This is a genomic window from Segatella salivae DSM 15606, assembly GCF_000185845.1.
In the GTDB taxonomy this organism is placed as follows: Bacteria; Bacteroidota; Bacteroidia; order Bacteroidales; family Bacteroidaceae; genus Prevotella; species Prevotella salivae.
Map to the genome: position 1 here is coordinate 1,187,534 of NZ_GL629647.1, position 19,091 is coordinate 1,206,624.

General features: G+C 41.7%; 19 protein-coding genes. 7 read left to right on the forward strand and 12 right to left on the reverse strand.

Features of this window, described 5'->3' with window-relative positions; all coding sequences use genetic code 11:
* Positions 1 to 132 precede the first annotated feature (132 nt).
* Genes HMPREF9420_RS04915 through HMPREF9420_RS04925 form a run of 3 tightly spaced genes read left to right on the forward strand, consistent with a single transcriptional unit; the run spans position 133 to position 1,878 of the window.
* Entirely contained in the window at positions 133 to 825 is a 693-nt protein-coding gene (locus tag HMPREF9420_RS04915) for a phosphatidylserine decarboxylase family protein (RefSeq protein WP_007134368.1), read from the forward strand.
* A gap of 20 nt (positions 826 to 845) precedes the next feature.
* Positions 846 to 1,556 carry a CDP-alcohol phosphatidyltransferase family protein gene (locus tag HMPREF9420_RS04920; RefSeq protein ID WP_007134369.1) on the forward strand — a complete coding sequence of 237 codons (711 nt, stop codon included), beginning with the start codon at positions 846 to 848 and terminating at the stop codon, positions 1,554 to 1,556.
* Between the two features lie 49 nt (positions 1,557 to 1,605).
* The gene (locus HMPREF9420_RS04925) at positions 1,606 to 1,878 is read left to right on the forward strand and encodes a DUF4834 family protein (RefSeq protein ID WP_007134370.1); all 273 of its coding nucleotides are present in this window, start codon (positions 1,606 to 1,608) and stop codon (positions 1,876 to 1,878) included.
* Between the two features lie 856 nt (positions 1,879 to 2,734).
* On the opposite strand, the gene HMPREF9420_RS13125 is transcribed toward HMPREF9420_RS04925, so the two are convergent.
* The 4 genes from HMPREF9420_RS13125 to HMPREF9420_RS04945 form a co-directional block, all read right to left on the reverse strand.
* Positions 2,735 to 2,914, reverse strand: coding sequence for a lipopolysaccharide modification acyltransferase (locus tag HMPREF9420_RS13125; protein WP_248628077.1), 180 nt, complete (start codon positions 2,912 to 2,914; stop codon positions 2,735 to 2,737).
* Positions 2,915 to 3,207: 293 nt separating this feature from the next.
* Positions 3,208 to 3,915, reverse strand: coding sequence for a UMP kinase (gene pyrH, locus HMPREF9420_RS04935; RefSeq protein ID WP_007134373.1), 708 nt, complete (start codon positions 3,913 to 3,915; stop codon positions 3,208 to 3,210).
* 160 nt (positions 3,916 to 4,075) lie between these two features.
* Complete coding sequence (locus tag HMPREF9420_RS04940) at positions 4,076 to 4,864, reverse strand: biotin--[acetyl-CoA-carboxylase] ligase (RefSeq protein WP_007134374.1); 789 nt, start codon at positions 4,862 to 4,864, stop codon at positions 4,076 to 4,078.
* A gap of 20 nt (positions 4,865 to 4,884) precedes the next feature.
* Entirely contained in the window at positions 4,885 to 5,259 is a 375-nt protein-coding gene (locus tag HMPREF9420_RS04945) for a YraN family protein (protein WP_007134375.1), read from the reverse strand.
* A 169-nt stretch (positions 5,260 to 5,428) separates the two neighbouring features.
* On the opposite strand from HMPREF9420_RS04945, the gene HMPREF9420_RS04950 reads away from it, so the two are divergent.
* Genes HMPREF9420_RS04950 through HMPREF9420_RS04965 form a run of 4 tightly spaced genes read left to right on the forward strand, consistent with a single transcriptional unit; the run spans position 5,429 to position 9,367 of the window.
* Entirely contained in the window at positions 5,429 to 6,385 is a 957-nt protein-coding gene (locus HMPREF9420_RS04950; protein ID WP_007134377.1) for a methylenetetrahydrofolate reductase, read from the forward strand.
* A gap of 2 nt (positions 6,386 to 6,387) precedes the next feature.
* Positions 6,388 to 7,536, forward strand: a complete 1,149-nt coding sequence (locus tag HMPREF9420_RS04955; RefSeq protein WP_007134378.1) for a DNA polymerase III subunit — start codon at positions 6,388 to 6,390, stop codon at positions 7,534 to 7,536.
* 8 nt (positions 7,537 to 7,544) lie between these two features.
* On the forward strand, positions 7,545 to 8,900 hold the full coding sequence (locus HMPREF9420_RS04960; RefSeq protein WP_007134379.1) for a PSP1 domain-containing protein: 1,356 nt from the start codon (positions 7,545 to 7,547) through the stop codon (positions 8,898 to 8,900).
* Entirely contained in the window at positions 8,897 to 9,367 is a 471-nt protein-coding gene (locus tag HMPREF9420_RS04965) for a gliding motility lipoprotein GldH (RefSeq protein ID WP_007134380.1), read from the forward strand. The genes HMPREF9420_RS04960 and HMPREF9420_RS04965 overlap by 4 nt, the downstream gene beginning before the upstream one ends.
* 541 nt (positions 9,368 to 9,908) lie before the next feature.
* On the opposite strand, the gene rodA is transcribed toward HMPREF9420_RS04965, so the two are convergent.
* The 8 genes from rodA to HMPREF9420_RS05005 form a co-directional block, all read right to left on the reverse strand.
* Positions 9,909 to 11,381, reverse strand: a complete 1,473-nt coding sequence (gene rodA / locus HMPREF9420_RS04970; protein ID WP_007134381.1) for a rod shape-determining protein RodA — start codon at positions 11,379 to 11,381, stop codon at positions 9,909 to 9,911.
* Complete coding sequence (gene mrdA / locus HMPREF9420_RS04975) at positions 11,362 to 13,212, reverse strand: penicillin-binding protein 2 (protein WP_007134382.1); 1,851 nt, start codon at positions 13,210 to 13,212, stop codon at positions 11,362 to 11,364. The genes rodA and mrdA overlap by 20 nt, the downstream gene beginning before the upstream one ends.
* 53 nt (positions 13,213 to 13,265) lie before the next feature.
* Entirely contained in the window at positions 13,266 to 13,766 is a 501-nt protein-coding gene (gene mreD, locus HMPREF9420_RS04980) for a rod shape-determining protein MreD (RefSeq protein ID WP_007134383.1), read from the reverse strand.
* 24 nt (positions 13,767 to 13,790) lie between these two features.
* Complete coding sequence (gene mreC / locus HMPREF9420_RS04985) at positions 13,791 to 14,666, reverse strand: rod shape-determining protein MreC (protein WP_007134384.1); 876 nt, start codon at positions 14,664 to 14,666, stop codon at positions 13,791 to 13,793.
* A 70-nt stretch (positions 14,667 to 14,736) separates the two neighbouring features.
* On the reverse strand, positions 14,737 to 15,759 hold the full coding sequence (locus HMPREF9420_RS04990; RefSeq protein ID WP_007134385.1) for a rod shape-determining protein: 1,023 nt from the start codon (positions 15,757 to 15,759) through the stop codon (positions 14,737 to 14,739).
* Between the two features lie 10 nt (positions 15,760 to 15,769).
* Positions 15,770 to 16,363 carry a bifunctional phosphoribosylaminoimidazolecarboxamide formyltransferase/IMP cyclohydrolase PurH gene (locus HMPREF9420_RS04995; RefSeq protein ID WP_007134386.1) on the reverse strand — a complete coding sequence of 198 codons (594 nt, stop codon included), beginning with the start codon at positions 16,361 to 16,363 and terminating at the stop codon, positions 15,770 to 15,772.
* An 86-nt stretch (positions 16,364 to 16,449) separates the two neighbouring features.
* On the reverse strand, positions 16,450 to 17,829 hold the full coding sequence (locus HMPREF9420_RS05000) for an NAD(P)-dependent oxidoreductase (protein WP_007134387.1): 1,380 nt from the start codon (positions 17,827 to 17,829) through the stop codon (positions 16,450 to 16,452).
* 260 nt (positions 17,830 to 18,089) lie between these two features.
* Positions 18,090 to 18,962, reverse strand: coding sequence for a sigma-70 family RNA polymerase sigma factor (locus tag HMPREF9420_RS05005; RefSeq protein WP_007134388.1), 873 nt, complete (start codon positions 18,960 to 18,962; stop codon positions 18,090 to 18,092).
* Positions 18,963 to 19,091 lie beyond the last annotated feature (129 nt).

Genomic DNA, 19,091 nt, shown 5'->3' on the forward strand with positions numbered 1-19,091 from the left:
AATAATTTGGGTCGCTAAGGTACTGCAAAAAACAGGGATTACAAAATAAAACGTGGTTTTTTATTTTAGATATTTGCTCATAAAACAAAAAATAATTACCTTTGCCATTAATTAGTTTGCATCAAAACGACTATGATTAAGAAGATAAAGAAATTCAAGAAAATACGTATTCATCGCGAAGGGACAGACACTCTTCTCTATAGTTTCATAGCCTATGCGGCAATTGCCCTATTATTATACCGGTTAGATAACAAGCTTTTCTTTTGGTCTTTCCTTGTAATTTTCGGCGCAGTTTATGGAGTTGTACTCAACTTCTACCGCTGTCCTCTACGCCGTTTCTCTGAAACCGACGAAACAGAAAAGGTAGTTGTCGCTCCCGCTGACGGCAAAATTGTCGTTATTGAGGAAGTAGATGAGAACGAATATTTCCATGATCGTCGCCTGATGATTAGCATTTTCATGAGTCTTTTCAATGTTCATGCCAACTGGTTCCCCGTTGATGGCAAGGTAAAGTTTGTGCATCATAAAGACGGAAACTATCATAAAGCATGGTTACCAAAGGCAAGTGAGGAGAACGAACGTGCTGATACGATGATTACTACACCCGATGGAGAAGACATTCTCTGTCGACAGATTGCAGGAGCCATGGCACGTCGCATCGTCACTTATGCCAAAGAAGGCGAAGATTGCTATATAGATGAGCACTTAGGATTTATCAAATTAGGAAGCCGAGTAGATGTATTCCTGCCCATAGGAACGGAAGTTTGCGTGAAGATGGGACAGACTACAACTGGCGACCAGACGATAATTGCAAAATTAAAATAGACAATTGGTCAACTAAAACAATGGGTATCAAAAAACATATTCCTAACAGTATCACTTGCTGTAACCTCATTTCAGGATGTATTGCCACGACATTTGCCTTCGTCGGAGATGCCAAATTAGCACTCTGTTGGATTGTAATCGGCGCGGTATTTGACTTCTTTGACGGGATGTCGGCACGTCTGTTGAATGTGTCATCTCCCATAGGAAAGGAACTCGATTCCTTAGCCGATGACGTCACTTTTGGCGTTGCTCCTGCCACAATTCTATTCTCAGAGCTTAATGTTCTGGAGTATCCTGGCCCACTACTCGGTATTAAGGATTTCATTCCTTATGTCGCTTTTCTTATGGCTGCCTTTTCCGCTTTGCGCCTTGCAAAGTTTAATCTCGACGAAAGACAAACCACTTCATTCATTGGTTTGCCTACACCGGCTAACGCTTTATTTTGGGGTTCACTCATTGTTAGCAACCCTTCATGGATTGAAGGCACATCATATTCCTTCGCCATTCTATTGGTAATGTTGGCCATCAGCTGTTATTTGTTAGTATCAGAACTACCAATGTTTGCATTGAAATTCAAGCATTGGGGATGGAAAGGCAATGAAGTTAAATATTGCTTTGCAGCACTTTCGCTCATCTGCCTTGTCGTTTTTGGTATCTTTGAGGCTTGGTGGATTATCATTTCCCTGTATCTTCTCGGTTCAATTTTACTTTGGTGGAGAGCCAGAGCCTAACTAACCGAGGCGCTACTCAACACATTTTTGTATTCAAGGAGGCTTATTTATGTTTTTAATAAAATTCATTTTCCTGCTTTTCATAGCATTCTTTATCTTCATTTTGCTTACAGCTTTCCGCTTCATCAGCACGTTTCGAAGTAATATGAACAAATTTAATAGGCGTTCACAAGGCTTCGGTCAGCAACAACAAGGCAATCAACAGCGACGCACTTATGGTCAAGATGGTCAGGTCTTTGACACGCGTGAGCCTCAGGATGCAAACAAAAAGATTTTCAAAAAGAATGAAGGTGAATACGTAGATTACGTAGAAGAGCAATAAACAAGCCCCACCTAAACAGGTGTTTTATACCAAAAAGAGAAAAGCAAAGGCTGAAAGTTCAAGCAAAATAAACAGTGCTGGAGGCACAAGTGCACACCGCTTATATCCTTTCCGATAACATTTGCACGCCACAAATGCACCAATAAAGATAAACAAAGGAAGGCTATTGACCAACAGAAAAGCTGCAAAGGGTTTCCAAGAATCAGTTGGTGCGTCAAGAAAGAAAATGGATATAAATTGTAATAATGGTGTAGGCACCAATGGAGACAAGGCATAGAACTTCAACCAAGTAGGCGAATCATTATTCTTTTTTATGAAGAAGTACATGCAAATTGCATAAAAAACAAAGATGATTGTCATGTCTTTTCCTTTGATTTAACCGATTAATACATTGCAAAAGTAATAAAAAAGAATGGGAAACACTGCTATTCGATAATATTTAACAACATGAATCGCCTGGTTTTCCGCTTCCAATTAAACGGATACTACCATCATAATATGCGCCAATGTCATGCAAACACAAATGATTTTCCATATCAATCATTCCCTCATACGGATTCTCCCTTATCGTGAGACATAACATTGCGCTCCCATCACGATAATATTTATCTTAACAAAGTGCTGCATTTTACGCAACAATTAGCATCAAATCACACGATAATTTGACGCAAATCATCGTGTGATTTGTGCTATTTCACATCGTAAAATGACGGAAAAGATTGAGCGGAATGGCTGAGACTATATCGTAAAGAGCTGTAATAAATCATGCAATCATAGTTCAACGCTGAAGGCGTTGTACCTTTGATAGCCCAGGGTTGGCGTCAGCCTACCCTGGGTTATGCATGTAATGAGGAGATCAACGCCGTAGGTGTTGTGCTTTTTCTGCGTGGAATGCCGCGATAAAAAGCCAATAAATAAAAGGTACAACGCCTACAGCGTTGTTCCCTCTAACGACAAACAACCCAGGGTAGACTTCGCTTTCGCTCGTCAACCCTGGGCTACCAAAAGTACAACGCTTACAGCGTTGCAATCTCAATAAACGCAAAGTTAATATCTATTGCATGGAGATAACGCCATAAGTATAGTGCTTCCTCTCATAAATAACTATTAAATCATGGTATAAGCGACCCTACCTTAGGTGAGCGTCCGCATGAGATTCTAACGCTGAAAGTGTTGAGCTTTCCTTGAAACGCACACTTACAACGAAGTATTTATTAGCAGATTGCACAAAGAAAGCACAACACCAACGACGTTAATTCACACACTCCATAATATAATTCACGTCATCTTCCGACATGAACTAATAGAATGTTGTGCAAGAAAAGAATGTTAGTTGTGCACTAACGTACCTATTTCTTCTCCGTCAAGCACGCGTTTTAAGTTGCCATATACGTCCATGTTGAACACATAAATAGGCAAATTATTCTCCTTGCACATTGTAGTTGCGGTGAGATCCATCACTTTCAGTCCGCGCGTATAAATCTCATCATACGTGATATCGGCAAACTTTGTAGCGTTAGCATCCTTTTCTGGGTCAGCAGTATAAATGCCATCAACGCGTGTTCCCTTAAGCATCACGTCGGCTTCTATCTCTATTCCACGCAAAGAACTGCCTGTATCGGTGGTGAAATATGGGCTTCCTGTGCCTGCAGAGAAGATGCAAACATAGCCTGCTTCCATTGCTTCTATGGCCTTCCACTTGCTATAATACTCACCAATTGGCTCCATGCGAATAGCCGTTAAGACTTTTGTTTTGACGCCAATCGCACCTAAAGCACTACTGAGCGCTAACGAATTGATGACCGTTGCGCACATACCCATCTGGTCACCCTTTACGCGATCAAAGCCTTCTTGACTGCCACTGAGACCTCGAAAGATATTACCGCCACCGATAACAATACCAATTTGAACGCCCATTTCATGGACTTCCTTAATCTGTTGAGCATAGTCTGAGAGACGATGTGGGTCGATTCCGAATCCCTGTTCACCCATTAAACTCTCACCACTCAATTTAAGTAGAATACGTTTGAATCTCATATATTTTTTATTAACAGCCTCTTCTGTTTATCATGAAATAGAAAAAAGAGACTTGAGTTTATGATTTAACGATTGAATTTCTTCTATATTATTGTTTAATTTGATGCCGTTTGTAGGACTATTCCCGCCCACTCGTTTGCAAATAAAAGTGAGATGACTGTCAAGACTGGCGATAGATGCACTCTATTTCCTTGAATTTATATTCTCGAATAACACCTTCTCGGTCTCTGACTACCATGGTTCCATCGTCTTCAACCTCAATGATTGCAGCCTCAAAAACTTCATTTGAAGCGACTTCTCGATAGGGATAAAATCCTTTCCGACGATAAAGTGCCTCATGATAACAGGCAGAAACATCACCATATTGCCCATTTTCAATCCACGAATAATACTTATCAAAGCATTCAAGGAAAGCATCCAACACCGGCTTTCGCTCCACTTCATGGCCTAAAATCTGTGCCAACGAAACGGGATTTGGGGCATCACTCGTGAAAGTTTGCTGGTTAACATTGAGTCCAATGCCAAAGATACAGTCCTTAATATGGCCCGCCGAGATTGTGGTTTCAATCAAAGTGCCACTAATTTTGCGGTCTTTCCAATAGACATCATTAGGCCATTTCAGTGTAATATCATTTGTATAACGGTCTAACACCTCTTTCAACGCAAGCGCACCTGCCATAGAAAGCAAGAACTGACAACGCAAAGGAACCATCAACGGATGGACCATGACACTGAAAAGCAAGTTCTTTCCGGCCTCACTCTCCCATTGGTTTGTCGCCTGACCGCGTCCTTTTCGCTGATAATCTGTCACGACAACAACCATTCTTTGCGTCTGTTCATCAGCCAATCTGCATATCTCGTCATTGGTAGAATCGGCTTCTTCGAGCCACACCACCTTGGGTTTATCCTTTTGTTTCTGTTTCTTTTTGAACCAATCTATTATCTTCATTTGCAGGAATTGTACGAAATCTAAATTAAAAGTGGGTTGAAGGCATCGACAACATGTTCGAGTTTAAAGTTCTCTGGGGCTGTTCCGACAATCGTGATTAAGTCAAAACGCAACTCCTCTACAATGTTTTTTTCCTTCACATAGGCATTCGCGGCATGACCAAGATTGCGTATCTTCCTTATATCTACAGCCTCATCAGGATGCATAACAACGTCAGAACTACGCGTTTTTACTTCGATAAAGACGACCGTAGTGCCATCAGGCGTGCGCGCAACGATATCTAAATCGCGGTGACCTTGACGCCAATCGCGCTCTATAATGCCGTAACCTGCATGCTCAAGAAACTCAGCTGCATAGTCTTCTCCTATCTTTCCAAGTTCATTATGCCGTGCCATTATCTATAAATATGGACTACAAAATTACGACATTTATTCTGTTTCGTCAAGTGATTCATTGAGAAAAATCATTCCATTTGCAGCTTTATTCATTATTCCTTGACTTCCTTTTGGATTCAATGTTGCGTCAGTTGCATTTTTTTTATTACCTTTGCAAAGAATAAAATGTATGAAAGTAACTGACATCATCCAACAAAATAAAGACCGAAGAAGGTTCTCTATTGAGGTACTTCCACCCCTAAAAGGGAATGGAACTGCAACACTTTTTGCCACGATTGATAAGTTTAGAGAACTCAATCCGCTTTATATTAACATCACAACTCACCATAGTGAGTTTGTGTATCGGGAGCTTCCGAATGGTCAGTTCACACGAAACCGTATACGACGACGCCCAGGAACAGTGGCCATTGCAGCTGCTATTCAAAGCCGTTATCAGCTTCCGGTGATTCCACACCTAATATGTAGTGGCATAACGGCAGAGGATATAGAATACGAACTGCTTGACTTGCAGTTCTTAGAGATTGAGAATCTGTTGCTATTACGTGGCGATAAAGCGAAAGACGACCGTGTATTCATGCCAACACCAGGTGGACATTCGCATACAACAGAACTCATTTCGCAGGTCAATCGCTTTAATAAGGGCTTGTTTAACGACGGCACTTCTATCAATCATCCAGGTGTACCTTTCGAATATGGTGTGGCAGCTTATCCCGAGAAACATGAGGAAGCACCCAACATGAAGATGGATTTGGAATGGTTAAAAGAAAAGCAAGACATGGGCGCAAGCTATGCAGTGACTCAGCTTTTCTATGATAACAAAAAATTCTTTGACTTCATTCAGGCAGCAAGAGAGATAGGAATCACCATTCCAATCATACCGGGTATCAAGCCTTTGGCACGGCTTTCACAACTCACAGTGGTGCCACGCACCTTCCGATGTGACCTTCCTGAGGAACTCGCAAGTGAGGTTTTGAAATGTAAAACCGATGAAGATGCACAACACTTGGGCATAGAATGGGGCATCAATCAATGTCGGGAACTCTATGAAGCAGGTTTCCATAACATCCATTTCTATACGGTTTCTGCAGCAGACAGCGTCAGAGAAATCGTTAGAAAGCTATTATAAGTATGAAGTTTAGTGACGTAATCGGACAAGAAGAGGCTAAGAATAGGTTGCGAGACTTAGTGAAAGAGCATCGCATTCCTAACACTTTGATGCTTTGTGGACCAGCAGGCAGTGGGAAAATGGCCCTTGCTCTTGCCTTTGCAAGCTATCTTTTAGGAGAGCGTGACGGCGAAACTTCATTGCTTTCTGACCCTCGTGCCATCGCAAATGCAGAGGCAATGCTGGCTAAATGGGAGCATCCTGACTTGCATTTCACGTTTCCTGTCATCAAACCTACAGGCACTTCACCCGACCATAAGATGTCAAGTGACGACTTCATCTCACGTTGGAATGCGATGCTGTTAAAGTCACCTTACTTCACCATGGATAGCTGGTTATCGGCTATGGAAGCGGCAAATCAACAGGCAATTATAGGCGCAGGAGAAAGTGATGAGCTAATAAAGAAGTTGTCACTAAAGTCAAGTCAGGGTGGATATAAAGTGAGTATTATTTGGCTTCCAGAGCGAATGAATGTGGAATGTGCCAATAAACTCCTGAAACTTCTTGAGGAACCACCCCACCAAACTATTTTTATCATGGTGTGTGAAGAGCCAGAACTGCTGCTCGACACTATCAAAAGTCGTACTCAACGCATTGATATCAAACGCATAGATGATGCAGACATAGAGCAAGCGCTTATCGAACGACGCGCCATTGACACTGAACATGCACACCGAATTGCACGTATTGCCAGCGGAAACTGGCTTCGCGCATTAGAGAATCTCGATGCAGGCAATGAGAATAGAGCCTTTCTTGACATGTTCATTATGCTCATGCGATTAGCTTATCAGCGTGACATTAGGGAACTAAAGAAGTGGAGTGAGGTCATTGCTTCATATGGACGTGAGAAGCAAAGACGCTTTATCAGTTACACAATGAGTTTGATAAGAGAGAACTTTATGTATAACTTTCAGGTGCCAGAACTATGCTTTATGACGCTGGAAGAAGAGACTTTCTCTCGCAAATTCGCACGATTTATCAACGAAGCTAACGTGATAGATATCAATGATCTGTTGCAAAAGGCAAGACGAGATATAGGGCAGAACGCCAATGCAAGAATCGTTTTCTTCGATTTGGCACTGCAAATGATTGTATTATTAATCAGAAAGTAAAGAGTGAAATGGACTTCAAGAATATGAAATTCAAATTGGCAAACGGCTGCGATCGAGGCCTTTGTCACAAAGGTTGCAGTCGACAGGACCGACAACTAAACACGTATGACTGGTTAGCGGACGTGCCGGGGAACAATGAAACAACGGATCTTGTAGAGGTACAATTCAAGAATACACGCAAGGATTACTATCATAACGTGAACAACCTTGACTTGAAGAAGGGCGACATTGTAGCCGTTGAAGCTAATCCCGGCCATGATATTGGCGTGGTAACCCTAACAGGTCGGCTTGTAAAATTACAGATAAAGAAAGCCAATATCAAGTCAGCTGATGACATCAAACGCATCTATCGAATCGCTAAACCCGTAGATATTGACAAATATAATGAGGCAAAAGCACGTGAACATAGCACGATGATTGAGAGCCGACAGATAGCAAAGCGTCTCGGCCTTCAAATGAAAATTGGAGATGTAGAGTATCAAGGTGACGGCAATAAAGCCATCTTTTACTATATTGCCGACGAGCGCGTTGACTTCCGACAACTCATTAAAGATCTCGCAAGTGCTTTCCATGTGCGCATTGAAATGAAACAAATCGGCGCACGACAAGAGGCTGGACGTATTGGCGGTACAGGCCCGTGTGGACGTGAACTCTGCTGTGCCACATGGATGAAGAACTTTGTTAGCGTCAGCACGAATGCCGCTCGGTTCCAAGATATATCGCTAAACCCTCAGAAACTTGCAGGCATGTGCGCCAAACTTAAATGCTGTTTGAACTATGAAGTAGATGATTATGTTGAAGCAGGGAAACGCATTCCGCCTCGTGATATCGTTCTACAGACACAGGACAGTGACTATTATCAGTTCAAAACTGATATCCTTGCAGGTCTCATTACCTATTCAACGGACAAACATCTTGCCGCAAATTTAGAGACTATTTCGGCACAACGCGCACAGCAAATCATTGCGATGAACCGACGTGGAGAAAAGCCCCTTTCACTGCCTGAAGATAATAAAAGCAAGACGCCTAACAAGCCAAAAGACCTCCTTGAGGATGATATTAACCGCTTTGACAAGGCTAAACATAAGAAGAAAAAACGTCCTACTGGACGTAATAACAAAGAAACAGACACTCCAAACAACGCTACTCCTGGGGCAGAGAACGAGCGTCGACCTCGTCAGACCAATGACAACGAGGCACCACGCGATAATAATCAGCCACGCAACAATAATAATGTGCGTCGCAACAATCGTGGAAACAGAAACGAACAACGCCAACAAAATGGCGAAAAACGCAATGATAGTCAGCGTCAACCACGTCAAAATGAGGCGCAACTAAAAGACAATCCAGAGGCAAAAGCATGAAGATAAAAGGGGTGTTCATCGTCATTCTGACAGCAATGCTGTTGACTTCGTGTAACAAACAAAAGGTATACGACAGCTATCAGCATACTCCTGTGACAGGATGGGAACGCAATGATACGCTTAAATTCGATGATATTGAGCGTTTCAAAACGGCAGGTGACTACGCGACCTACTTGGGATTGCGCATCAATGGCTATTATCCTTTTATGGGCTTGACCCTGATTATCGACAAGACTACATTGCCTTCACACACCATTGACAGTGATACGATTAACTGCAAGCTATTGGATCGTCACGGAAACAGCCAGGGAATAGGCGGAATCAGTTATTATCAATACAATATGAAGCTTAAGAATATCCGCGTAGCAAAGGGAGATAGCATCGTGGTTAGTGTCAGACATAACATGAAACGCGAGATACTTCCTGGCATAAGTGATATTGGTTTTATGTTGGTTAAAGTGAAATAAGTCCTTTAGTAGGCTGAACTATGCTCTAAAAACGCCTCAGAATGATGTTTATTAACAAGCAAAACAAGCCTTAAATAGCTGCGAAAAGGAAGATGTGTTAATACTTATCAAAAGGCTTTACAAAAGAGATTACTATACGCGCGTATTCTAAACGAGACACCTTCTTGTTCTGAATACGCACCATTTTTTGTCCTTTCGCATCATATTGACTATCAAAAGGTTAAACAGAGAAACACAAATTATCATTCAAAATGATGATAAAAGAATCACAATTTGCGGCATTTAACTATATAGAAGCTATGCTTTCACAGGATAATACAAGGCAAATAGTTCTATGAAATGAGGCAAACGGCGACTTGATTGCAATGAAAACAAGGTTCAAATCTTCTAAAAAGGAGAAATAAAGGCTGATTTTCCAAATGCTATTTTCTATTTACTCACCCTATGAAATGTTAAAAAACGGCCAATAAACTTTACAAAGTCACATTACAAATCATGCACAAATGCAACGCAATATAAGCCATTCTCGCTCCCCTATCGACTAATCCATGCGCACAAGATTACGACCGGCATCAATTCGAAGGAAGATAAACAGCAGCAGTGTAAAGCCCCATAATGACGAACCTCCATAGCTAAAGAAAGGTAACGGGATTCCAATTACCGGCGTAAGTCCAAGTACCATGCCGACATTAATAAACACATGGAATAGGAAGATGCTTAAAACACAATAGCCATAAATGCGTCCAAACGCGAAGGGTTGCCGCTCGGCAAGATGAATTAAGCGTAAAATTAACAGCAGAAACAATAGGAGTACGCCTGCAGAACCCAAGAAACCTTCTTCCTCTCCAACAGTACAGAAAATGAAATCTGTGTCTTGTTCGGGGACAAACTTTAGCTTAGTTTGCGTTCCATTGAGGAAACCTTTTCCCTGAAGTCCGCCAGATCCAATTGCAATCTCACTCTGATGCACATTATATCCCGCTCCACTGAGGTCATCATCTAAGCCTAAAAGCACATTGATACGCACACGCTGGTGAGGTTCAAGCACATTGTTGAGCACATAATCTGCCGAATAGAAGAAGGCAATTGAACCGATAGTAAAGGCCAAAATGAAGAAATAGTTGGAAAAACGCGTGCGTAACCATTCCACCAAAAGATAGACAATAATCACCGCAGTGATGATAAGTTGCACCCAAACAATGTTGAACGGGAGTACATAAAGCGAGAAAAGAAGCGCTAAAAGCGTTCCACCAAAGCTGCCTCCCAACATGTAATACATCAGTTTTTTGTTGCGACAATAGACGTTAACCATTACAGATGAGAATGTCTGGATAAGCAAAATAACAATGAAAACACCGAGAGATGTTGGCGTATGTAATAATGAAACACTTTCAAACTTGATGCCCACGACGAAATAAACAATCATGGCTACTCCTGTGAACAGAATGCTTCCCGGCATTCCTTCACGATAGAACATCAAGAAGAAAGACAGGTATACCAAGGCCGATCCCGTCTCTTTCTGAGCCACAATGAATAACATTGGCAGCAAAACAACGCCACATGCAGCGGCAAAGTCTTTCCAACGATGGATGTTAAAGCCGTAAGAGCCCATCAATTTGGCTATAGCAAGGGCAGTAGCGAACTTTGCAAACTCGGCAGGTTGTAGGCGAAGAGGACCCAATACGAGCCAAGAACGCGAACCTTTAATCTCATGTGGATTGAAGATTGTTAGGAAAAGCAGGAGCAAAAGGATGCCATAAATGACATAAGAGAACGTGTCATAGAAGCGATCATCAAGCAAAAGCAACACTAATCCGAGAAACAATGAAGTGCCAATCCACACAATTTGCATTCCCGAACGCGTAGAAAGACTGAAAATATCGGTATCCCCATAGGTGTAACTTGCCCCACAAACGCTCACCCATCCAAAGATAAGGAGCGCTATATAGATGGCAACCGTCCACCAATCAAGCGAACGAAGCACACTGGGTTGTTTATCTGTTATGCGAACCATAAGCTATTCTGCGATTCTGTAAGGCCTCGGCCATGCGCTCAGCCGACGGCGAAAGTTTCCCTGTTAAATATTGTTCGAAGAGCACTCCGGCAATTGGCACGGCAAAATCTGCACCGAATCCACCATTTTCTACATAGACTGCAATGGCTATTTTAGGGTTATTCATCGGCGCAAATCCCATGAACACCGAGTGGTCTTGACCTCGGTTTTGCGCTGTTCCCGTCTTACCGCAGACTGTAAATGGCAGATGTCCGAGTGCCTTACACGTGCCTTTGAGTGCTGACGAGCGCATACCTGCAACGACAGCACTGTATGCTCGTTCGCTGGCCATCGTGCGATGACGATGCGTAAAAGCAGTATCAAGTGGTAGTCCCTGTACTTTTCTCACAACATGAGGCGTATAATAGTAACCTCGATTGGCTATCGTTGCTCCAAGATTAGCAATCTGCAACGGCGTGAGGTTAACCTCTCCCTGACCTATAGAGATACTAATGACGGTCAAACCATTCCAAGATTTATGGTAAGCGCGGTCATAGAACGATGCATTTGGAATGAGTCCACGCTTCTCTCCAGGTAAGTCTATCCCAAGTTTATAGCCAAATCCCATACTCACCATATAGTCGCGCCATCGATTCATGGCCTCCTGCACGTCATGATATTTGCGTCGATTGCCCATCATATAATAGAGTCCCCAACAGAAATAGGCGTTACAAGACGTACTAATGGCTTCGATGAGGTTCAAAGGTGACATGTGTCCGTGACAGCCTACATGCAAACCACGGTATGAGAACCCATGATGGCAGGTGAACATCGTATTGGGTGTGATAATTCCTTCAGTTAGATAGGTCAGTGCCTGCGTTGTTTTGAATGTCGAACCCGGTGGATATTGTCCCATGATAGAACGATTAAGCAGTGGCTTCCACACATTCTTTGATAGGGCAACATGCACCTTGCTGCGTTGTCTTCCAACAAGCGTTCGTGGGTCGTATGTAGGAGATGAAGCCATAGCAAGTACCTCTCCCGTGGCAGGTTCAATGGCAACGACACTTCCAATCTTGCCTTGAAGCATACGTTCGGCAAGCGCTTGGAGTTTCACATCAAGGCTCAACGTGAGATCACGACCTGCAACTGGGCGCCTGTCAAACTTTCCATGACGATAACTTCCCTGTATTCTTCCGTGGGCATCTCGTAGCATTATCTGCACACCTTTTTCGCCTCGGAGTTCTTTTTCATAATATTTCTCAACACCAAGTTTACCAATATAGTCTCCAGGTTGATAGTAATCATCCTCTTCTATATTAGCCGGAGAGACCTCACCAATATCTCCAAGCACATGTGCTGCATAAGGATAGGTGTATTGACGGATGCTTCTTTTCTGGACATAAAAGCCTGGAAAGCGAAACATTTTCTCGCGAAAGACACTGAATTCCTTATCAGAAAGCTGCGTCATAAAGAGCTGTTCTGTGAACCGACTATAGCCAGGATTCTTCGTACGATCCTTGATATCATCCATTCGTTTGATGAAAAACTCCTTACTGATTCCTAAGGCTTTGCACAACTCGAGCGTGTCAATATGGTCCTTTGCCTCGTTCATGACCACCATAATATCATAAGATGGTTGGTTATATACCATCAGTTTGCCATTCCGATCATAAATAGCGCCACGAGAAGGATAATCGATTTTCTTGAGGAAAGCATTACTATCGGCATTCTTTTTGAAGTCATCGCTGAGCAATTGAATCGTGAAGAGCCGAATGATATAGACCAGCACAATCGCCAAAGCTACACCACCTATAACATAACGCCTATTTTCAAGAGTATAATCTTTCACTTAATGAAACAATATTTATAACTGATTGAATGACAATATCACGTTCCTTACAGCTAACGTGAACGGAAATTCGCAAGTGTTAGGATAAGGATTATTGTGATGATTGAACTTCCTACGATGCTTTCTAACCACTGAATCCAATTGAAAAAGTTAAAAGTTTCGAGAGTAAAGAACAGCAGGCAATAAACAAACACTATCAAAATAGTGTAATAAACGAAACGCCCTATACCCAAAGTACGCATTGATGGTTTCATGTCATCAGCGCTATCGTGTTGCAGGAAGAGTTTCAACACGAGCGGTTGAATAAGTCCAAGGAATGTCAGTGAAGCCATAGAAACTCCTGGGGTATTGGAAAAGATGTCGACAAGAAAGCCCATAACAAAGCATGATATCAATGCAACCCATCGGGGAGTATTACGAGGAAACAACAACGCGACATAGATATAAAGCAATGGTGTAGCACAATTGAACAGATGGACATGGTTGAACACCAGCACCTGTACAAGCAACAACACAACAAAAATCAATGCTTCTCTTAATGATTCTATATTCATGTATCGTGTCTCCTTATATCATTCTTAGTTAGCTTTGCCTGATTCTTTCGTACGAATTAAATCTTGTGCGGCACGAAGAACATCGATTTGTTCAGACAAAGCCGAGTTATCAACAACACAAACGTCACGCAATTTGCCAAAATCGGTAGACAGTTTGACCCGTAAACGATAAGACATTTGGTCGGCGGAATTATAGACATGTAAAATCTTTCCAACGATAATGCCTGCAGGAAAGACAGAAGAATAACCACTGGTAACCACATTATCATAGAGACGGAAATGCGCATGACGAGGTACATCGTCTACATATGCTTGAGAAACATCCCCACCTGTCCAATGCAAATAACCGAAATAGCCTCGCCCTTGGATAACACAGCTGATGTTAGACTGCGAGTTTAAGATTGGAATTACAATGGAATAATGTTTTGAAGTTAGGTAAACGATACCCACAACTCCCGTTCCACAGACCACTCCCATGTCTTTTTTTATGCCGTCAACTTCGCCCTTATTAATCGTAATGAGATTGTCAAGGCGCCCCGCTGTCATACTAATGACCTTGGCTGGGATTAGTCGATAGGGCTGCAAACTCTTCACTAACAGACTCTTTTCCATCGTTGAATCTGCAGCAGAGTCACCTATTTGTTTCTCTACTTTGTGGAGTCTTTGTTCTAAATAGAGGTTGCGTTGGGTCAGTTCTGAATTGATTTTAGATAATTGGAAATAAGATTCTATCTCAGAACTTGTCTCATAAAGTTTTCCCGTTACAGCGTTGGCAGATGAAAACCATACGCTCCCCTGATAACTGTTGAATTGAAACAGCAATACGAAACTGACTGCTTCCAAAAATAAAAACAGAAACCAATAATTATATTTAACAAGAAAATCTAAGAGATTACGCATAACCAGACCTTATCATGAAATATTAAGTGTTAGCAAAGAACTTTTTACTTGCCAACACTTAACATTTGTTTTATCGCATCAAGAATGAGAAACGATCTATATTCTTGAGAGCAATTCCAGCACCCTTTGCCACACTATGCAATGGATCTTCAGCAATGTGGAAAGGTATATTAATCTTATCTGTCAGTCGTTTATCAAGACCACGCAGCAAAGCTCCACCTCCACTGAGATATATTCCGTTTCGAACGATATCAGCATAAAGTTCAGGTGGTGTATTTTCTAATGCTGAAAGAACAGCATTTTCGATTTTTGCCACAGTCTTATCCAAGCAATGTGCAATCTCTTGATAGCATACAGGAACTTCCATTGGCAAGGCCGTGATGCGGTTAGGTCCATGAACAATGAAATCTTCAGGAGCCTCATCACCAAGATCCGACAATGCAGAACCTACATGAATCTTAATTCGTTCAGCCATACGTTCACTCACTTTGACGTTGTGTTGACGGCTCATATATTCTTGAATATCTGCAGTTAAGTCATCACCTGCCGTGCGAATAGAGTTGTTACTAACGATACCACCAAGTGAGATGACAGCAATCTCAGTGCTTCCACCACCGATATCAACAATCATGTTACCTTCTGGAGCTTCCACATCAATTCCAATTCCGATAGCAGCAGCCATCGGTTCAAAAATCAAATAAACGTCACGACCATCTGCATGCTCAGCACTGTCACGCACAGCACGTAGTTCTACCTCGGTAGAACCAGATGGTACACCAATTACCATGCGTAAAGATGGAGACCAAAGACGTCTGCCTGAATGCACCATCTTTATCAATCCACGCATCATTTGCTCACAAGCGGTGAAGTCAGCAATAACTCCATCGTGCAAAGGGCGAATGGTTTTGATGTTATCGTGAGTCTTTTCGTACATCATTTTTGCCTTGGCTCCCACTGCAATCATCTTGTCAGTGCGTCGGTCAAGGGCTACAACGGAAGGTTCATCAACTACAATCTTATCATCACTGATAATGATAGTGTTCGCTGTACCAAGGTCCATTGCTATCTCTTGAATAAAAGAAAAAAATCCCATATTTAATTAATTATTTTACAAACCAATTATGAATTGCAGTATCGTAATGGCTACTTACACCGAATGCACGTTCTGCAAACAACTTACGATCTTCGATTTCAGTTTGTGCACCATTGCGCTTCAGCAAATCAAGCAACACACTATATTCCGCTTTACTTGGCACAATAACTACATCTTTGAAGTTTTTCGCACCAGCACGGATAAGTGAAATACCACCGATATCAATCTTTTCTATAATGTCTGCTTCGTCAGCTCCGCTTGCAACTGTTTGCTCAAAAGGATAAAGATCAACTATAACGAGATCAATAGATGGAATTTCATATTCTTCCATTTGAGCCAAATCACCTTGATTTTCACGTCGAGCCAAGATACCACCAAACACTTTCGGATGCAACGTCTTTACGCGACCACCGAGAATAGAGGGATAAGTTGTAACACTTTCTACTGTTTGACATTCGTATCCCAAAGACTCTATAAACTTATGAGTACCACCTGTTGATAGGAACTTTACCCCCTCTTCATGTAGTTTTGCGAGTAATTCCTCTAAACCATCTTTGTGAAAGACCGAAATCAACGCGGTCTTAATTTTTTTTGTTTCAGCCATTATAATTTCGAAATATATAATATATTTGGGAGCAAAGTTACTAAAAACTGCTGATAGAATCCACTAAAACAACAAAAAATTGTATTTTATTTGTCCACTGAATGCAGTTCTTCAACTTTTTTAGCAGCTTCAAGTAACTTAATCGCATCTACATATTGTGCGATACCTTGTGCCACATCTTTAGCCGCTTTCATAGCCAAAACAACTGTCTGAGGACGATGAACTACATCACCTCCTGCAAACACTCCACGACGTGTTGTCATGCCAAAAGGGAAGTCAACTACTTTCACATAACCTTTCTCATCAACTTCAATCCCCTCTGTAGTACTTACAATTCTGTTAGCTGGACGACTACCAATCGCGAGATATATGCGGTCAAAAGGTTCTATAGTTTCGCCTTTAGGGGTATTCAAACGGCATGCTGATAAACGACCATTTTCACCTGCAATAAACTCTGTTACAGAGGTATTCCATCTGAATTTTACACCTTCATTAACAGCTTGTTCATATTCCGCTTTGATGGCAGGCATATCTTCTTGGGTGCGACGATAAAGCACTGTAACATCCGCACCAAGGCGAATAGCAGTGCGAGCTGCATCCATTGCGACATTACCTCCACCGATAACACCTACCTTTTCACCATCTTTTAAAGGCACCATATCACGTCCTATAGCGCCCTCATTGTAACTATTTACATTATGAAGGAAGTAAGTACTCTGACTAACTCCACGTAATTGTGCGCCAGGAGTACTATTCATATCTTGAGGTATTGCAGTTCCTGTACCCATAAAAATAGCATCGAATCCTTGACGAAACAAGCTATCAACTGTTACACCATGCTCCCCAACAAGCACATTACATATAAAGTTTACGCCTAAAGCTTCTATTTTTTCAATCTCTGCACGCACCACTTTTTTGGGCAATCGGTATTCGGGAATACCATACATCAATACACCTCCTGGCTCACTTTGCCCTTCATATATAGTTACACTGAAGCCTTTGCGGGCAAGATCACCAGCTACAGTCAAACCCGCGGGCCCCGAACCAATAACAGCAATCTTGCCTCTATCCTTTTGAGGAAGCTTTTCACGCGTCAGCTTCATCTTGGTATCAAAGTCTGCAATAAACTGTTCTATCTTCCCAATCTGTATTGGTTGTCCTTTCTTATTCATCACACAATGCCCTTGGCACTGCTTTTCATGCGGACAAACCCGGCCACAAATAGCAGGAAGATTACTCTTTTCATTGATAATGCGCATAGCATCTCCCATATTACCCATACTCAATGCATGGATAAAATTAGGAATTTCGTTCTCTATCGGGCAGCCTTTCCGACACTGTGGGACCTTGCATTGCAAGCATTTTTGAGCCTCAGCAATAGCCTCGCGCATACTAAACCCTTCGTCAACTGCTTGAAATGAATTGATTTCTTCAACACTCATACTATCTTTCTTACTCGCTAACATATCAATTTTGTAATGTTGAGTTTGCAAAACTAAGCATTTAATTACAAATTAAGAACAAAAGAACAAGGCTTAGAATTCATATTAACATTAATTAAATATAAAGCAAACTAAACCAAACAAGTTATGCTTTCATATATTCATTCAAAGGTACACACAACAGCGTTAAAACATTCTTGACTGACACTCTAATCCAATTGCTTAACAAATAAAAAAGAGAGACCGAAGCCTCTCTTATTATCTTTCCATCTAAAGCCGATGTTTTAACCCAAATATTTCATCAATATCTTTGCATAACCACTATCACGAAGTTTTGCAATACTTTTTTCACGAATCTGTCGAACGCGTTCACGAGTTAGACCAAGTTGGTCTCCAATCTCTTCAAGTCCTTTCTCGTGACAACCTATTCCAAAGCATTCGCGTATGATAGTAATCTCGCGTTCCTTCAAAACTTTACGCAAAACAGACTCCAACTCAAGTGCCATTGATTCGTGATCTACCTGTTTATCCGTGCGACTATCGTCACCTCCAGCCATCACATCCACCATACTATTGTCTTCACCCTCTTGAAAAGGTGCATCAATACTCACATGATGACTGTCAGCCATTAAGCTTTGATCAATTTTTTCCTCTTCAATCTTCGTAGCATGTGACAACTCTGACAACGAAGGTTTACGCTGATATTCTTGTTCAAACTTATTAATCTCGCGGTTAATCTTGTTCAATGAGCCAACCTGATTAAGCGGAAGACGCACTATACGACTCTGTTCGGCTATTGCTTGAAGTATACTTTGCCTAATCCACCATACAGCATACGAGATAAACTTAAAGCCACGGGTCTCATCAAACTTCTCCGCTGCTTTGACAAGTCCAATATTTCCCTCGTCAATTAAGTCGGTCAGAGAGAGTCCCTGGTGCTGATATTGCTTGGCAACTGATACAACAAATCGAAGATTGGCAGTGACTAATTTTTCCTTTGCACGCTCACCATCACGACCACCCTTTTTGATCTTTTGCGCCAACTCAATTTCTTCGTCAATTGAAATCAATGGAGCACGACCAATTTCTACAAGGTACTTGTCCAAGGCTTCGCTCGAACGGTTCGTAATACTCTTCTGAATTTTTAGCTGTCTCATCCTTCTTACCTTATTCTTTCTTTATAACCTGATAACCAACTCTATACGCATTACCTCAGTATAAAAGGCTTGCAAAGGTACACATTATTAATATACCAAACAAGTAATGCTCTGAATTATTATTGTTTT

Excerpts from the sequence above, each read along its gene's own strand:
- HMPREF9420_RS04960 (WP_007134379.1), top strand. The coding sequence starts at position 7,545 with ATGGACTTCAAGAATATGAAATTCAAATTGGCAAACGGCTGCGATCGA.
- HMPREF9420_RS04920 (WP_007134369.1), top strand. The coding sequence starts at position 846 with ATGGGTATCAAAAAACATATTCCTAACAGTATCACTTGCTGTAACCTC.
- HMPREF9420_RS04965 (WP_007134380.1), top strand. The coding sequence starts at position 8,897 with ATGAAGATAAAAGGGGTGTTCATCGTCATTCTGACAGCAATGCTGTTG.
- HMPREF9420_RS05000 (WP_007134387.1), bottom strand. The coding sequence starts at position 17,829 with ATGTTAGCGAGTAAGAAAGATAGTATGAGTGTTGAAGAAATCAATTCA.
- pyrH (WP_007134373.1), bottom strand. The coding sequence starts at position 3,915 with ATGAGATTCAAACGTATTCTACTTAAATTGAGTGGTGAGAGTTTAATG.
- HMPREF9420_RS04950 (WP_007134377.1), top strand. The coding sequence starts at position 5,429 with ATGAAAGTAACTGACATCATCCAACAAAATAAAGACCGAAGAAGGTTC.
- HMPREF9420_RS04995 (WP_007134386.1), bottom strand. The coding sequence starts at position 16,363 with ATGGCTGAAACAAAAAAAATTAAGACCGCGTTGATTTCGGTCTTTCAC.
- HMPREF9420_RS04990 (WP_007134385.1), bottom strand. The coding sequence starts at position 15,759 with ATGGGATTTTTTTCTTTTATTCAAGAGATAGCAATGGACCTTGGTACA.
- HMPREF9420_RS04925 (WP_007134370.1), top strand. The coding sequence starts at position 1,606 with ATGTTTTTAATAAAATTCATTTTCCTGCTTTTCATAGCATTCTTTATC.
- mreC (WP_007134384.1), bottom strand. The coding sequence starts at position 14,666 with ATGCGTAATCTCTTAGATTTTCTTGTTAAATATAATTATTGGTTTCTG.
- HMPREF9420_RS04940 (WP_007134374.1), bottom strand. The coding sequence starts at position 4,864 with ATGAAGATAATAGATTGGTTCAAAAAGAAACAGAAACAAAAGGATAAA.
- HMPREF9420_RS04955 (WP_007134378.1), top strand. The coding sequence starts at position 6,388 with ATGAAGTTTAGTGACGTAATCGGACAAGAAGAGGCTAAGAATAGGTTG.
- rodA (WP_007134381.1), bottom strand. The coding sequence starts at position 11,381 with ATGGTTCGCATAACAGATAAACAACCCAGTGTGCTTCGTTCGCTTGAT.
- HMPREF9420_RS05005 (WP_007134388.1), bottom strand. The coding sequence starts at position 18,962 with ATGAGACAGCTAAAAATTCAGAAGAGTATTACGAACCGTTCGAGCGAA.
- HMPREF9420_RS04915 (WP_007134368.1), top strand. The coding sequence starts at position 133 with ATGATTAAGAAGATAAAGAAATTCAAGAAAATACGTATTCATCGCGAA.
- HMPREF9420_RS04945 (WP_007134375.1), bottom strand. The coding sequence starts at position 5,259 with ATGGCACGGCATAATGAACTTGGAAAGATAGGAGAAGACTATGCAGCT.
- mreD (WP_007134383.1), bottom strand. The coding sequence starts at position 13,766 with ATGAATATAGAATCATTAAGAGAAGCATTGATTTTTGTTGTGTTGTTG.